This is a genomic window from Mangrovibacterium marinum, assembly GCF_003046625.1.
In the GTDB taxonomy this organism is placed as follows: Bacteria; Bacteroidota; Bacteroidia; order Bacteroidales; family Prolixibacteraceae; genus Mangrovibacterium; species Mangrovibacterium marinum.
Map to the genome: position 1 here is coordinate 68,776 of NZ_QAAD01000012.1, position 16,327 is coordinate 85,102.

Genomic DNA, 16,327 nt, shown 5'->3' on the forward strand with positions numbered 1-16,327 from the left:
TTTTCATTTTTTTACATTCAACATTCGTTTGGTTGCCGGCAATGGCTATTCAACGATAATCTTACGGGTTAATACCAACTCGCCCGCTCTACTGGTCACCACATAAGTACCTGCCGGAAGTGATGAGGGAAGAATGAGCTGATTGCTGTTTTTATTGCTTATCGTTTTCAGAACCGGCATGCCGTATAAGCTACTTACCGTGATGGTCATATCGGAAAGCATCTCGGGCGTAAAGCTTGTTTCCACCTCCAGGCTTGTTCCTGCCGGTGCCGGATTCGGATAAACATCCATTGTATAGGCTGTTGATACATACGAAACTGCAAATTCGCAGGTGCGATAAATATTACCGGCAGCATCAGTCATTTCAACCACATAAACCGCACTGGCATCCAAGGTGTTGTTGGCATTCTCGCCGGCCGAATAGTATTGGTCGGTACCGATAACACTGCCGTTTTTATACCATTTATAACTCACAAACCGATAACCTCCGTTGGTGTCGGGGTTGTTACTCACCAGCAATACGTTGTTGAACTTCTCGATCACCAGATTGCTGTAGCTCAAATAATTGAATGGCTTATCTATAATCAGGTCATAGCTCTGTGTTTGCGTACCATCCTGCGATGTGAGGGTAATGGTTTGCACAAAAGTGCCGGCTCCGGAGGTGACAATCACGAACGACTGATCGACATTGGCGGTTGCTCCCACCTCTTTGGTGAAGCTCACCGTTACCTGCTGCATATTTTCATCGCAGGCCATCTCATAGTGAATTTCCTGAGGCGGATCGACATAGGTCGTTTCGTTGATGGTCAGTTCATGAATACTGGCATCGGAGCTCTCGATAGTCAGGATCTGTGTTACGGGCTCAGCAGGCAGGTAGTTGTCGTTGCCGGGCTGCGACGCGGTAATTTCAACCACTCCCGAGCTGATGAGCACCACCTCGCCGGTGGGGCTGACCGTTGCCGGAGCAGTCTCCGCCTCATAGGTATAGCTGTAGCTAACCTCCAGGCCCGAGCTGGCCGTAGCGTTCAGGCTGAAGTCGTCATCCTCTTCCAGATGCTTGATCGGGATCTCGTCGAAGGTAATGGTTTGCGGCGCTTTCTCGATGGTCAGTGTTGCTGTCAGTTCCAGGGTCGGGCAGCTTTCCACGCCCGGGTCAACTACGGCCGTTACCGGGTAAGTTCCGGCGTTGACCTGTTGGTTATTCTCGTAGCTTACCGAAGCCCCCTCGGGTAAACCAGTAACCGTAAGCTCGTAGCTTGTACCGTTGTAGGTAACCGCAAGGTCATCCAGGCTTACATTGGCCAAAGGCGATTCTTCGATGGTGACATTTTGAGTTTGCACCACTGTATTTCCTCCGGCATCGGTAAAACTCCAGGTAATCTGATGGGTTCCCACCGTGTTGATTGGCAAAGCCGGATCAGGCACGCCGGTGATGGTTCCCATGCAGTTGTCGGATGCTGTTGGTGGCGTCACTGCCCCTTCAGCCAGTTCACATATAGCAGTTATATCGGGCAGACTCGCGGCATTGGGCACCGGATCGGTAACATCGGCAATAATGATGTTCTGGGTCTGCGTAGAACTGTTGCCACTTTGGTCGCTGAAGGTCCAGGTAATCTGGCTTGTTCCCTGAGCGGTTACGGGGAACACCGCATCGGTGGTCACAGTTACCATGCCGCCACAATTATCGGTGGCTGTCGGTGGTATCAAATCCTCATAGCTCACGGAACATTCATCCAGCACATCGGGCAAGGACGGAGCAGTAGCAACCGGAGCAGTGGTATCTTCAATCACCACATTTTGGGTCTGCTCAGTTGTATTTCCGTACTGATCGTGATAAGTCCAGGTGATCAGGCTTGTCGCATAGATCGGGAAAGATGCATCAGAAGTCACACTCACAGCACCTCCGCAATTGTCGGTGGCCATTGGTGTCGCCACATCGGTGGCCTCAACCACGCATTGCGCCGTAATATCGTCCAATGTTTCCATCGTTGGTGTAGGACCGGTGGTATCTTCAATCAACACTTGCTGTGTTTGGGTGGATGAATTACCATTCAGGTCGGTGAAGGTCCAGGTAATCACGGCTGGTCCTTGTTGATCGATGGGAAAAACAGCATCCGGAGTCACGGTTACTTCTCCGCCGCAATTATCGGTCGCTGTTGGCGGGGTAATATCTTCCAGCTCGAGCATACATTGTGCCACCAGCTCATCCAATGTTTCCGCATCGGGCGTTGGAGCCATGGTATCGTCGATGATGACGTTTTGGCTCTGCATCGATGTATTGCCGTACTGGTCGGTATAGATCCAGTTAATGACTGTTGGTCCCTGCTGGTCGATGGGGAACACCGCATCAGTAGTTACCATCACCTCGCCACCACAATTGTCGGTAGCCGCCGGAGGGGTCACATCAGCTTCGTCAAGCATACATTGAGCCGTCATATCGGGTAAGGTTGCCAAAACAGGTGTCGGGGCGGTGGTATCTTCAATCACCACTTGCTGCGTTTGACTGGATGTATTGCCGTATTGGTCGGTAAAGATCCAGGTGATGGTTGTTGGTCCTTGCTGGTCGATGGGGAACACCGCATCGGTGGTCACCGTCACCTCGCCGCCACAGTTATCGGTAGCCGCCGGAGGGGTCACATCGGCTTCTTCGACCATACATTGGGCCGTAATATCGGGTAAAGTTTCCAAAACAGCTGTCGGTCCGGTAGTATCTTCAATCACCACTTGCTGTGTTTGATTGGAGGCATTGCCGTACTGATCAGTAAAGGTCCAGGTAATGACCGAAGGCCCCTGCTGATCGATCGGAAATGATGTATCGGTTGTCACGGTCACCGCACCGCCGCAATTGTCGGTAGCCGTTGGTGGAGTAACATCAGTCGCCTCAACCAGGCATTGCGCAGTGATCTCGTCCAGTGTTTCCACGTTTGGAGTGGGGCCGGTGGTATCCTCAATCACCACTTGCTGCGTTTGGCTCGACGAATTGCCGTATTGGTCGGTAAAAGTCCAGGTAATCACTGTTGGCCCCTGCTGATCGATGGGGAAAGCCGCATCGGTGCTTACCGTCACCTCGCCGCCACAGTTATCGGTCGCTGTAGGCGGCACGACATCAGTCTGTTCAACAACACATTGTGCCGTGATCTGATCCAGTGTTTCCACATCGGGAACCGGCGGGGTGCTGTCGTCAATCAGCACATTTTGGGTCTGAGTACTCGTGTTTCCGTGACCATCGTCGTAGGTCCAGGTGATGACTGCTGCTCCTTGTTCCGAGATCGGGAAAACAGCGTCGGTTGTTCCGGTAACAGTTCCCACACAGTTATCGGTTGCTGTAGGAGCTTCCAGGTCGGCCTCTTCTACCATACACTGAGCGATAATATCGGGCAGCATAGCCTGATCGGGCACCGGAGCAATATCCTCGCTGATGGTCACATTCTGGGTTTGTGTCAGCGTATTTCCCCCCGCATCGGTAAAAGTCCAGGTAATCATGGTTGTTCCCTGTTCTGTAATGGGAAAGTCGACATCAGGCACCCCTTCGATGGTCCCGAAACAGTTGTCACTGGCCGTTGGGGTTACCAGATCCTCAGCGGCGACCTCACAGTCGGCAAAAACATCGGGTAAACTTTCGGCATCCAGGGTCGGCATGATATCATCCACCACGGTAACGGTAGCATAACAAAGATCCACTTCATCCTGATCGTCAAGAATCAGAAGACGCACCTGGTTGTCGCCAACATCGTCGCAGCTAAAGTTTTCGATATCCACAAAAAGGACAAAGTTCCCGTCGTTATCGTAGGAACCATCATCCACATCTTCGGCCATGATGCTGGCCATTCCATATAGATCCAAATGAATAGTAATGTTTTTACACTTGGCAACAGGAGCTTCGTTGGGAGCATTCATTGCCGACAGGCTTGTATGGGCAAGCAGAGGCATACTAAACAAAACAAGCAAAAAGATACGCCAAATACCCGCTTGGATTCCGCCTTGCGGAGGGTATTCGCTTTTAAACAGAGCGATTCCACGTCGATTTTTAATCATCATACATTCGTTTTGAGTTAAGTTAACCAGCTAAGAAAAATTACAAATTATGAATAACCCACGCTAAAAACAAGATATGTTGTACAGCTTACAATACTGACCAACAGATAGATATGAACACGTAAGATATCCCTAAGAAGGACAAACAACGGGCTCTTCGCAGCAAAACAATACCCGATTAACGCACTTATTTAAACCGAATTAATTTTTAAATAGAATAAAAAAGACGGTAAAGGATCAGATTAAATTAACATACAACAGCCAACTGACCACAAAGAAATCAAGCTGTTAAGACCTGAAAGAAGCGCATAAAGCAGAGAAAGCAGGTTCGGTTTGAGACCAAAAGCCTTCCGGTAAGTCCGATAGTCCTCCGGGATCAAAACCAGATGCGAAGACACAGGTGCTGAAGCATCCGGGAAGGGACTTGCAGCAAAAAACAAACATGATTCCAAGAGATTGCCAACAGGGAGGAAGGTCGGGGGTTTTCGGAAATCCTGTTGTCGTGCTTGTCCCGAGTTGTCGGGCTGTCGGGTTGACATTCAAAATACCATCATAGCCTGGTGATGATTTGGCAACTTGGCCTCCCGACGTTCATCGGGGGACAACAAAAAAGGATGGCGTTTGCCATCCTTTTCTCTCTCTTAACCTAAACTTATGAAAAAAAAATCTTGAGTCTCTCTTTTGCTATGTGTTGATACAAAGATAGGCCGGCAAGCTGTTAACAGCTGCCAAGGAGTGTTAAAAGAAGTTATAAGAATGGCTTCCCCCCATCGTTTTTAAGGTAAAAACGCAATATCAGCTTTTGTTGTCCTTAGGCCGGTATAACTCGTTATGCGTTTCCCGGATTAAATCCACAACAGGAATGTGGGCCGGGCAGCGGGAAGTATCGATCTTTTTCATGTTCTCTTCAGTTGGGAATACGCCCGGGAACCAATGGTCCTTTTCCTGAAACATGTTGTAGCGATAGATGCCAAACTCCGTCATATCGTAACACTTCACCATCATGCGGAAGCGCAAAACTTCGGGAATATTAATGCCCGAAGGATCGTTCAGCATATCGTAACCTTCGTAATGGGCATAGGGGTCGAGCAAACGCTGCTCATCCAGTTTCAGTTTTATTCGTTGCAGCTCTTCCGTCATCGGGCTGGGTGCAGGAAAGATACCATCGAGGGTATCGAATCCGGAAGTGACCGGCAAGCCGAAGGTTAGCGTATGAACCCCGGAATGTCCGAGGCAGAAGCGGGCATTAAACTGCACCGGATGCAGCGGAGCAGTAAGCTCTTTCAGCTTTTGTGAGGGACTTCCCAGTTTTCCGCCTTTGTCGTTGGGCGAGATAATGAACACCCCCATATCTTTGGTTTGCGCCAAGTCGATGGCCCCTTTGTTACGTTGAAAAAAATAATAGTAGTGCAGGTTAACGAACTCAAACAGATCGGTTTCAATGGCTTTGATGATGACCTCAAGTGGCGCATGTGTACTAAAACCAACATGGCGGATCAGTCCTTCATCTTTCATTTTGAGCAACTCCTCAACCGGCCCACCAGGCGCACAAGCCGTCTCCAGAATATCCATGGTGTTTATACCATGCCAGGCATAAAAGTCGAAATAATCGGTTTTTAAGGTTTTCAGCTGTTCCATCACCAGCTCGCGCATCTCGGCGGCGGTCATTTTGGCGCCTTTAGTCATCAGGAAGTAGGAATCGCGCTTTAGTTTCAGCTCATCGTTCAATACCATGCCGTAAACCGTTTCACTTTTCCCGTAACCGTAAGCAGTTTCAATCAGGTTGATGCCGCTGGCCAGGGCTTCCTGTACGGTGTCGCGGCATTGTTGCAAAGTTTCGTCCGGGATTTCATGGCGGGGATCGGTCCATCCGTGTTTGTAGCGCATTCCACCTAAAGTGATGACGCTGACTTTCTTTTCGGTTTTCCCGAAGCGACGATATTCCATCTTCGGTTTATATAAACTCACATTTTTGTAATCCATAAACAATAATTGATCTATTATGCCGGTGCGCTAAACTTACAAATAACACAACAAGCAATAGGGGCAAAGGTTAACACCGGGCATAGATGGTAACATCAACTTAGCAAAAGACGTTTTGCGGCCTGGCTGCCAACAGCAGAAGCCTGCGGCACCGCTAGACTGGGATCAACCTGCTGCCAATTTTACGCAGTTGATACTGAAAATGAGGAATCACCGCGATGCCTAAAATAACCAACAGGATGAATGCACTCATATAGCTATAATAATCGCGTACAACCAGTAGGTTATCCTGCACAGCAACAGCTTTTCCCAACATCTGCGAGCTTCCGGCAGACAGCTGAGCCGCTGCGGCTCCCCCATCCTGCAAACTTTGCCGGTACTGCCCGATGCGCTCCGTAAGCAGCGGGCTATCGGCACGGATACCCAGCGCAAAATGCTGATAATGGATCTTCTGAAAATACAGGCTCATGTACGAAGTTAATGCCATGCTCCCGGTAAAGGTTAGCGCCCGGTAAGCCACCCCCGATACCGACGCTGAAAAGCTGATCTCGGGCGGAACAGCAGTCACATAAAAGATCACGATGGACAAGATGAGTACACCATTTCCAAATCCTTGCAAAAAAAGCGGGATAATCAGGTCAGCTGTTCCGGCCTGGCTTCCGAGAATAAGCAGTATATAGATATGAAAGGCCAGCAGAGCGCCAAAACCGGTCATCCAGATCAACCGGATCTTCCGCCCGGCCAGCACAAAACGGGCAGCCAGCAATGATCCGCTAATAATACCGACAGCATTGATCAGATTGACATAGCCCAGCCAGTAAGGATCCAACTTCACGCTGTTGGCGTAAAAGCCATAGAGCAAGCCGGTATCGCCTTTACTCAGGTAAAACAACACCAGCAACAACATGCCAATGCGAAAGTTTCGGCTTTTGTACACCCGCAAATCAATATAAGGCTTTTCCAATTTTATTTGCCGCACCAAAAACAAGCAAAGCAGAACCCCTAAGGCGATGGTGCAGCTAACAATACGCGCGCTGCGGAACCAGTGATAATACTGCCCATACAACATGATACAAGCGGCTAATAAAAGCGCCGAGCTGTAAAGAACAAAGCTTTCCCAGCGTACCAGTTTCAGCGGTATTTTTCCGTTCCTGGTCAGATCAACCCCATCCTTCAGGATACAGAACATCAGGATGATTCCGGGAATAGCGGAAAATATTTCGACCAGAAAAAGAACATTGAAGTTATAGTTTGAAAACACCCAGGCGTCGATTAACTGAGCCAGCGGTGCCGATGAAAACAAGGCTGCATACATGGTGGCATAGCCCAACACCCGACTACGCTGCTCGTGAAACTGTCGGAAGACCAGGGTGAACATGGTTCCAATAATGCCCAGCGAACTCATTCCTCCCACAAAACGAAGCACCAGGAGCATCGCAAAACTATGCGTATTATACAAGGCCAGATTGATGAGCACATAAAACAGGCAACAAGCAATAAAATACGGCTTTGATGAGAAGAAATTATAAAAGCGGGCTTCCAGCGGAAAAGCAGCAGCAATGGCCAGATAATAAATAACCACTGAAAAACGAATATCGGTGGTGTCGACTCCGTAATAACTTGCGGCGCTGCTCATCCCGCCCATGTATACTCCAAGAGCCAGAGCGATCGGAATCAACGTGATAAAGATTCCGACCAGGATTAACCAGTAAGGCACCCAGCTTTTGAAGAGTTGTTTATTGTTATGATTCGGCATAATTACTCTCTTAGCACGGAAACTTCAGCATTCATTCCCGCCCGTAACTTGTCGAGCATTGGATTATCATCGGCAAAGCGAATTTTAATAGGGAAGCGCTGTGTGATTTTCACAAAGTTGCCGGTTGCATTATCCGGCGGGAGCAAGGAGAATTGAGCACCTGTTGCCGGAGAAATGGACTCGATCTGCCCCCGAAACTCGGCATCGGGATAGGCATCAATCGTGATTTTAGCCGCTTGTCCTTCGTGCATCTGTGCAATTTGAGTTTCTTCGAAGTTGGCAACAATCCATTTTCCCTGATTTTTATCAACCATAAAACCAATGGTTTGCCCTTTCTGGATATATTGTCCTTCCTGAATTGTTCTGCTCCCCATAAATCCATTGGAAGGGGCTGTGATCACCGCATATTTCAGGTCGAGAAGGCAACGCTCTACGGCGGCTTTTCGTTGTTCGATATCGGCTTCAGCCACGGCAATTTGGGCATTCACATCACGGGTTTTACCGATGGAAACACCAAGGGTGTTCTTTACAGCTTCGTAGTTCGAGCGGGCAACTTCGAGGCGTGTTTGTACAGCCTCGAACTGCTGGCGGGTAACTGCCTCGGTTTTCAGCAAATTCTGATAGCGGTCGAACTCTTTTTGCTGTTGCCACAACTGCGCTTCGGCAGCCGCTATTTTAGCCTGGTCGACAGTCGCTCCTCCCCGGGTGGTTTTTACATGACTCTGCAACACCTTTAACTGAGCTTCGGCCGTTGCCAGTGCTGCTTTGGACTGTTGCAACTGTACGCGGGCCTCATTAATATCCAGCAGCAGCAAGGTGTCGCCTTTGTGAACCTGCTGATGATCGGTATAGCGGATTTGGTCGACATAACCCGATGCTCGACTCAAAATCGGATTGATATACGACTTAACCTGGGCGTCGTTGGTATATTCGTACTTCCGGAATTGCAGGAATGTGTAAGCTCCCCAAACCAATAAACCAAGCAATATGGCCAAGGCGACGGTATAAGTAACTTTCACTGCCGCATGATCGATCTTCTCGTAAGTTTTTAATTTATCACTCATTACAATTGACCTGTTATTTTTAATATTTGATAGTAGTGCAAACGGGCAGACAGTTGTCGGTTCACCAGATCGAATCGGGCTTGCAACAATTGCGTATCTGCTGTTAGTAAGTCGGTCAATAGTGTTAGTTGGTTAAAATAGGTTTGGTTGACAATGCGATAATTTTCGGCTGCCTGGCTGATGCTCATTTTCGCTACATCGACCTGTGCCAGGTCTTCATGCAGCTTGCGGTAGGCTGATTTCAGGGCAATCCGCAGCTGATCGTTGGTTTGTTGATGCGCCAGCTCCTGCCGTGCATGCCTGATTGCTGCCGCCTTTTCCTTATGCTTGTCGTGGTAAATTGCCGAAATGTTATAGGAAATCTTCAGCCCTGCAACGCCCATTAAATAAGGAGCCTGCTCGTAAGGATAGAGTTTGGTTTGCGGATAGGAATAAGTGTATTCGCCAAACAGACCAATCCGGGGCAGCTTGTCTGACTTGGCCTGTTTTTCGGCCAACTTACTCAAGTGCACCTGCGTTTGGGCAATCTTTTCCAGCGGAGACGATTGCAGCGTCTGCTCCAGATACTGAGAATACAGCAATATTTCGCGGCTTTCGTCGCCTGCAATGCTGTCGATAGGATCAATTGCTTGTTCATCCGCATTACCAATGAGAATATTTAGCTGTTGGGTCGATAAATCCAGTTGATTTTTCATCGCCAACAAATTGGTTTGCTGCTGCGACAATTGCAATTGAGCGCGCAACAAATCACTTTTCAAAACAAGCCCGTTGTCGTACAAATCGCTGATCTGTGCCAGTCGTTTTTCGCTTTGCAAAATATTCTGCTCAATCAGCTTCAGAAAGCAGTTTGCCCGTTGCAGGGCCAAATAACTCTGAGCCACTTTGTAGTGCACCTCCGAGCTTGTTTGGTCGGCTATATAGTTCAGCAAATCCTGCCGGCTTTCGGCCTGCTGCACCTGCACCCGCAGTTTATTGCCGGCATACAGGTTGAAATAAGCATCGATTGAGGCATCGTAAACACTATGGTCATCAATAGGAATGTAGCTTGGAGATTCCAGAATCCCATCTACAAAAACCGGGATATTACTCAGCTTGCCATAGCTGGCTTCTGCCTCAATATGCGGGAGTTTCATCCGCTTTGCATTCAACAACTCTTCCTGCCCGATTTGAATATCGGCATTTTTCAACTTCAATTCTTTACTAAAAGCATCGGCTTTTGCCCATGCTTCCTCCAAGCTTAACTTCACACTGTCGGCAGGCCCCGAATTAGCCATAAGCAACTGACTAATTGAAACAAGCAACACAAGAAACACAACAATCCTTCTCTTCATCTAAGCCTTTCAAATTTCCAGCTGCAAATTTCCGACGAATTATTTAGTCTTGTTTTCAATAGTTGGACAAATGTTTTATAATTTACGCCACAAACAGATTCACGATGTCAAAACTTGAAAATTTGATCGAGGCTGTTAACCGCTCGCAGGAGGTTTTTTATGTTCTGCACTCGAAGTTGGAAGAAACACTACCCATACACAGCCACGACAAGCACCAGTTATGCTATATTGAAGGAGGTGTTGCCTTTTTGAATACGCCGGACAAGTCGTATTTTTTACCGGCACGCCACTTTTTGTGGATTCCGGCCGGAATCGCGCACAATATTATCTCGCGAAGCTCGGCACGGATGGTTTATAACTTCTATTTTCCGGCCAGTTTGTTTCCGGAAGATCATCATGTGCGGGAACGGGAAGGTATTTACCCGGTCACCAACCTACTGATGGAGATGATTTATTATACGGCCGACTGGCAGGGAGAGGTTGGCCCGGATCAGCGCTCGGCCTACGAATTTTTGATGGCCCTGAAAAATATTGTGCTGGATGTTGCCAACATTCCGCTGCCTATTGCTTTGCCAACGACCCGTAACGAGGACTTACGCAAGGTATTGAAGTACATTCACCATCATATTAACCAGCCGATTTCGTTGGAACAGGTTGCACGGGAGTTTGGCTACAGTTCGCGGACCCTTTCGCGACTTTTTCACAAAAATATCGACAGTTCATTTTTGCAGTATGTTAAACTTGCCCGCATTATCCACAGTATGGAGCAGCTTCTGCAAACCAACTTATCGATCAGCGATATTGCCTATAATGCGGGCTATAACAGTCTGTCAGCTTTCAGCTATACTTTTCAACAGATTGTGCACAAGTCGCCGGCCGAGTTCCGAAAGCAAAATGCCTGATTCGGGGAGTTTGGGAGCATCCGTTCATGCCGGCGGCAGAAGCGTTCGGGAGAGGCTGCTACCGGTGCTCCAGCAGTCCCCGGGCGAGTAAACGACCACTGCAAAGACCGATATCTGAAGAAGAGCCGTCCCCTCGCCTGTACAGCTTACCAGTTTTTTTGTGCTATGGCCCTTCCATAAAACACCTTCATGATTCCGGAGAATCACCAACAGAGAGGAAAGTTTACTATTTGGGGACGATGCTGTTGTCCTTGTTTTCAAAAGTTGTCGGGTTGTCGGTCCACTTCTAATCAAAACCAGTTATTGATATTGCTACTTAGCACCTCTGCGGCTTTTTGTGGTAGACTTTCACAGAAAACCTTCATGATTCCGAGGAATCACCAATAGCGAGGACAGTTTACTATTTTTCGACGATGCTGTTGTCGTTGTTTTCTAAAGTTGTCGGGTTGACGTTCCACCTCTCTAGGTATCCCAGATGCGGTTTGGAAACCGCATCCCCCAAAGGGACTTTCACAGAAAAGGGGGACAACTGCCCCCCTACCAATGATTTTATCCTAAAATTGCGTTAAGCCAATAATGCTTTCACTTTGTCGGCAATATCCTTGCCATCGGCTTTTCCGGCCAGTTCTTTGGAGGCCATGCCCATTACTTTTCCCATTTCCTTCATCGACGAAGCTCCGCTTTTCTCGATGATGGCTTTTACGGCGGCTGTTAGCTCGTCGTCGGTCATTTTCTTCGGCAGGTATTGTTCGAACACGGCAACCTGCACCATTTCTTCGGCAGCCAGGTCTTCGCGTCCTTGTTCTTTGTACAGGTTTGCCGAGTCGCTGCCTTGTTTGGCCAACTTCTGAATCACTTTAATCACCTCGGTATCGTCGAGCTCGTGAGTTGCAGAAGCTGTTTTTGCTTCAATCAGTACCTTTTTAATATTCCGCAAAGCACCGGTTTTTTCTTTATCACGGGCTTTCATTGCTGTTGTCAAGTCAGCATTTATCTGGTCAAATAAACTCATCGTTTAAGTTTTTAAAAATTCAATTTCCAAAGTTTTCAAAAAAAAGAAGGCTATCCAAATATCCGTTGAACTTTCAAAAGTTCTATTTTGAAAATTCATCTTCGGCATAACGCAAAGCTAGTCGACATTGTCGTGTAAGAATGAATTATTATCGCGCAGGAAGGTTTTATTGTCGTCATCCTGCGACAAGGAGAAACGCGACATTTTATTCTGAAACTTTCCTTTTTCGTTATCAATCTTGACATTTTTTCGCCGGTAAGCCGGAATGTTCTCCAGTTTATCGACAAACTCGTCGTCCGAGCTCGAAAAATCGATCTTCACCGAATAATCTTCATCTCCCGGAGCTACGGGCTGATTGTACAATGAATCATATTCGTCGGGTTTGGGGCAGTCCACCTCAAAGCCAATCATGCCTTGGTTTGCATCCTGTTTTTCTTCGGCCGAGCGTGTTCTGAAAGCCTGCGGGCGCGGCACCCCTCCAAATTGGCTGCTGTCGTTCTGCCCCAGCGAATGATAGGTTTTTTCCACCTTCTGCGCAGCCATCATTTCGGGGATGCTGCTCATGCTGAATCCGGTTGCAATAACGGTTACCGAAATTTCGTCGCCCATTTCTTCGTCCAGGCCGTTCCCCCAGATCAGGTCGGCTTCGTGTCCGGCCTTGGCTTGAATGTAATCGGTTATCTGCCCGATTTCATCCATGGTCACTTCTTCCTGTCCCGAAGTGATATTGAGCAAGATATTTTGAGCTCCGCGGATGTCGTTATTATTCAACAGCGGAGAGTTCAACGCTTCCTCTACTGCTTTCAGTGCGCGATCCTCGCCCGATGCTTTGGCCGATCCCATCAGGGCCACGCCACTTTTACGCATGACGGTTTCCACATCGGCAAAGTCGACATTGATATAACCAGGCACGGTGATAATTTCAGCAATCCCCTTGGCGGCAGTAGCCAACACGTTGTCGGCCTTGGCAAAAGCTTCGGAAATTCGGAAGTCGCCATACATTTCCCGAATGCGCTCATTGTTAATCACCAGCAGCGAATCCACATGTTCCTGCATTTCGCTGATACCATCGATGGCCTGCTTGATACGGCGACGCCCTTCATTCCGAAACGGAATGGTTACAATGCCTACCGTGAGAATATTTAGTTCGCGACAAGCCTGAGCGATGACAGGAGCAGCACCGGTTCCGGTTCCTCCACCCATTCCGGCCGTGATGAAAACCATCTTGGTATCCTGCTCAATGGCCTGCTTCACGTCGGTAATATTCTCCACTGCTGCTTCGCGACCGATGTCGGGTTTATTACCTGCGCCACGTCCTTCGGTGAGCGATGCTCCCAGCTGTACCTTCAGCGGAATAGGGCTGTTGCGCAAGGCTTGCGCATCGGTGTTACACACCATGAAACCAACATCCTTAATTCCCTGGTGATACATGTGGTTAACAGCATTACCGCCGCCGCCGCCAACACCAATTACGCGAATAATGCTTCCGGAAGATTTTTCCAAATCAAAATTCATAATATCATTAGTCATAACTTGATCTTTTCTTAGTTGTTTTCAGTCATCGATTCATCCTGATCGTCGAACAAACGGTTAAACTGCCGCTTAAACCAGTTGTCGGTTGTTGCATCCGCTTTTTCGGTTACCAGTTCCCCGGCCGATCTTTTCTTCCGGTTAGTCGTGCCGGACTTTCTTGATGCGGCACTGGCCCGTGTAACCTGAGGTTCGGGGCGTGGCTCAAAAACAGTCCCTTGGTAGCTATCTTCATCCAGATTGATATCCGGAATATCTTCGGTATTCAATGCATGTTTTTCAACTTTGGGCTTTTCCTGCAACAGCTCACTGGGGTTTTTATTGAACCGGGTGGCAGCAATGGTTACACTGACTTTGTTACCCAGCCCGGGGTCGCTTCCGTTCCCCCATATAATGTTGGCATCCTGCCCGGCACGATCCTGCAAGAACTCGATAATATCGCCAATTTCGCCCATGGTAATTTCCTCGTCGCCGGAAATGATGTTGAGCAAAATATCTTTTGTTCCGCTGATGTCGTTACTATCCAGCAGGGGCGATTCCAGGGCTTCGAGCACGGCTTTCATAGCACGGTCTTCGCCTTCGGCATAGCCCGTGCCCATGATAAACACTTTGCTGTTGGCCATTACGGTATGCACATCGGCAAAGTCGATATTGATCTGCCCGTGTACGGTGATGATCTCGGCCACCCCTTTTACGGCTCCCGCGATCACATTGTCGGCCATTTTAAAGGCTTTGGATGCCGGCAGGTCGCCGTAAATACGATGCAACTTGTCGTTGCTGATAACCAGCATGCTATCCACATAAGCCTTCAGCTGATCGATGCCCTCTTTAGCCTGCTCGAAGCGGCGCTTGCCTTCAGCCGGCGAGGGTGCCGTAACCACAGCAATGGTGAGGATATCCATTTCGCGCGCCAGCTCGGCAATAACGGGGGCTGCTCCAGTACCGGTACCTCCGCCCATCCCTGCTGTGATAAACAACATTTTGGTATTTCCATCCAATATGCGGCGAATGTCGTCCAGGTTTTCAATAGCAGCCTGTTTGCCATGTTCGGGTTGATTGCCGGCCCCGCGACCTTCGGTCAGGCTCACCCCCAGCTGAACTTTAACCGCTACCGGGCTTTGCGCCATCGCTTGTGCATCGGTGTTGCAAATCATAAAGTCGACGCCGTGAATGCCTTCCGTATACATGTGGTTTACGGCATTACAGCCCGCACCACCAACGCCCAATACTTTGATTATTGATGAATGCGCTTTTTCTAATCCAAAGTCAATCATTTCCTCTATCATAAGCGAGGATTTTTGAGTTTAATATTTGCCCGGGCGTCAAAAGACGACGCCCCTTTCGTTCTGCATCTAATCTTTCCTGTAAAGCTACTGCCTGTCGTCCGACAGACCTCTCGTATCCTATTTCATTTCAATGCCCTGCTCATCGTTAAAAAAAATGTCCATTTGCTTGGCCATTCCTTCCTTCATCGATCGGAAGAAATTAAATGAGCTTGACTTGGCTTTTACGGCTTTCTTTTTCGCCTGTTTTTTGGGGCTGCTTTCCTGGCTTTCTTTGATGCCCAGCTGCAGCAATCCCAGTACCGTTGCAAACCGGGGATCTTCCAGTCCCTTCCAGTTTTTTTCGGTTTTAATCCGGGGCACCCCCTGACGAACGTCCATGCCGGTTTGGTATTTTAACAATTGGTTGAAGTTTGGCAACAAAGCCGTTCCTCCGGTTAAAACAATACCGGCACCGATGCGGTCGCCAAAACCCGACTTTTCGATATGAAAGTTAACACTCTCGATAATTTCTTCGAGACGGGCCTGGATGATGTAGGCCAGGTTTTTGAAACTGATTTCCTTGGGGGCCCAGCCCGACTGCGAAGGGATGGTTACCACCCTGTCTTCGGGCGCAAAATCGCCCATTGCCTGCCCGTATTGTGTTTTTAGCTGCTCGGCCTGCATGCCGCTTATAGCACAGCCCTCTTTGATATCGTTGGTTAACACATTCCCGCCAAAGGGAATTAATGTTGAATAGCGTAGTACCCCTTCCTGAAAAATGGCCAATTTCGTCGTACCACCACCCACATCCAACAGAATTACGCCGGTCTCTTTTTCTTCCTCGGTCAGCAAAATCCCGGAAGATGCCAGCGGGTCGATAACCGAGCTTTTAACGGTGATGCCCGTGCGCTGAATTCCCTGCCGAAGGTTTTCATCATAGGTATGGGGCGCAACCAACAGCTTAAACTCAACTTCCAGATGCTCAGCTTTCATGCCAACCGGATCGGAGCACTCGCCTTCCTGGTCGACCTGAAACATCTGCGGTTCGACATGATAAATTTTATAGCCCTCGGGTAAATCCGATCCGCGAACTTTCTCAATCAGAAAATCCACATCAGCCTCGGTTACCAGATGGTCCTTGTCGATGTATTTCTCGGCCTTTACGGTATAGGTTTTTAATTGCTGCCCCACAATATTGACAAACACCTCCTCAACCTCGGTTCCCATTTGCTCTTCGGCCTGCCGAAGTGCCAGATCAATCTGCCGGGATACCTCCTCAATGTTCAGCACAACACCTCGCCGAACACCGGCCGACGCTGCCGTTCCGATTCCCAGAATTTCCAATTTTCCCTCTTCATTCAACTGTCCAGCTACCACCACAATTTTGGTAGAGCCGACATCTACTGCTGCAACTATTTTTTTGCTCTTGGCCATAAGCTTAAATTTTAG

At 48.6% G+C, this 16,327-nt stretch carries 10 protein-coding genes; 1 reads left to right on the forward strand and 9 read right to left on the reverse strand.

The features are described 5' to 3' along the window. Window positions 1-45 precede the first annotated feature (45 nt). From C8N47_RS12425 to C8N47_RS12445, 5 genes are all read right to left on the reverse strand, one after another. Window positions 46-4,038, reverse strand: coding sequence for an HYR-like domain-containing protein (locus tag C8N47_RS12425; RefSeq protein ID WP_107822884.1), 3,993 nt, complete (start codon window positions 4,036-4,038; stop codon window positions 46-48). Between the two features lie 792 nt (window positions 4,039-4,830). Next, window positions 4,831-6,003, reverse strand: coding sequence for an aldo/keto reductase (locus C8N47_RS12430; protein ID WP_170111384.1), 1,173 nt, complete (start codon window positions 6,001-6,003; stop codon window positions 4,831-4,833). 169 nt (window positions 6,004-6,172) lie between these two features. Beyond that, complete coding sequence (locus C8N47_RS12435; protein WP_107822886.1) at window positions 6,173-7,774, reverse strand: MFS transporter; 1,602 nt, start codon at window positions 7,772-7,774, stop codon at window positions 6,173-6,175. Window positions 7,775-7,776: 2 nt separating this feature from the next. Then, window positions 7,777-8,838, reverse strand: a complete 1,062-nt coding sequence (locus tag C8N47_RS12440; RefSeq protein WP_107822887.1) for an HlyD family secretion protein — start codon at window positions 8,836-8,838, stop codon at window positions 7,777-7,779. After that, entirely contained in the window at window positions 8,838-10,169 is a 1,332-nt protein-coding gene (locus C8N47_RS12445; RefSeq protein ID WP_107822888.1) for a TolC family protein, read from the reverse strand. Before C8N47_RS12445 ends, C8N47_RS12440 begins: the two co-directional genes overlap by 1 nt. A 104-nt stretch (window positions 10,170-10,273) precedes the next feature. Here C8N47_RS12445 and C8N47_RS12450 point away from each other — a divergent pair, with 104 nt between their 5' ends. Next, on the forward strand, window positions 10,274-11,071 hold the full coding sequence (locus C8N47_RS12450) for an AraC family transcriptional regulator (RefSeq protein WP_107822889.1): 798 nt from the start codon (window positions 10,274-10,276) through the stop codon (window positions 11,069-11,071). A gap of 565 nt (window positions 11,072-11,636) precedes the next feature. Here C8N47_RS12450 and C8N47_RS12455 read toward each other — a convergent pair. The 4 genes from C8N47_RS12455 to ftsA form a co-directional block, all read right to left on the reverse strand. Continuing rightward, complete coding sequence (locus C8N47_RS12455) at window positions 11,637-12,083, reverse strand: GatB/YqeY domain-containing protein (protein ID WP_107822890.1); 447 nt, start codon at window positions 12,081-12,083, stop codon at window positions 11,637-11,639. Between the two features lie 117 nt (window positions 12,084-12,200). Then, complete coding sequence (gene ftsZ / locus C8N47_RS12460) at window positions 12,201-13,613, reverse strand: cell division protein FtsZ (protein WP_211316127.1); 1,413 nt, start codon at window positions 13,611-13,613, stop codon at window positions 12,201-12,203. Window positions 13,614-13,627: 14 nt separating this feature from the next. Next, a complete protein-coding gene (gene ftsZ, locus C8N47_RS12465; RefSeq protein ID WP_211316128.1) occupies window positions 13,628-14,899 on the reverse strand; it encodes a cell division protein FtsZ in 1,272 nt (423 codons plus the stop codon). A gap of 117 nt (window positions 14,900-15,016) precedes the next feature. After that, complete coding sequence (gene ftsA / locus C8N47_RS12470) at window positions 15,017-16,312, reverse strand: cell division protein FtsA (RefSeq protein WP_170111385.1); 1,296 nt, start codon at window positions 16,310-16,312, stop codon at window positions 15,017-15,019. Window positions 16,313-16,327: the final 15 nt, after the last annotated feature.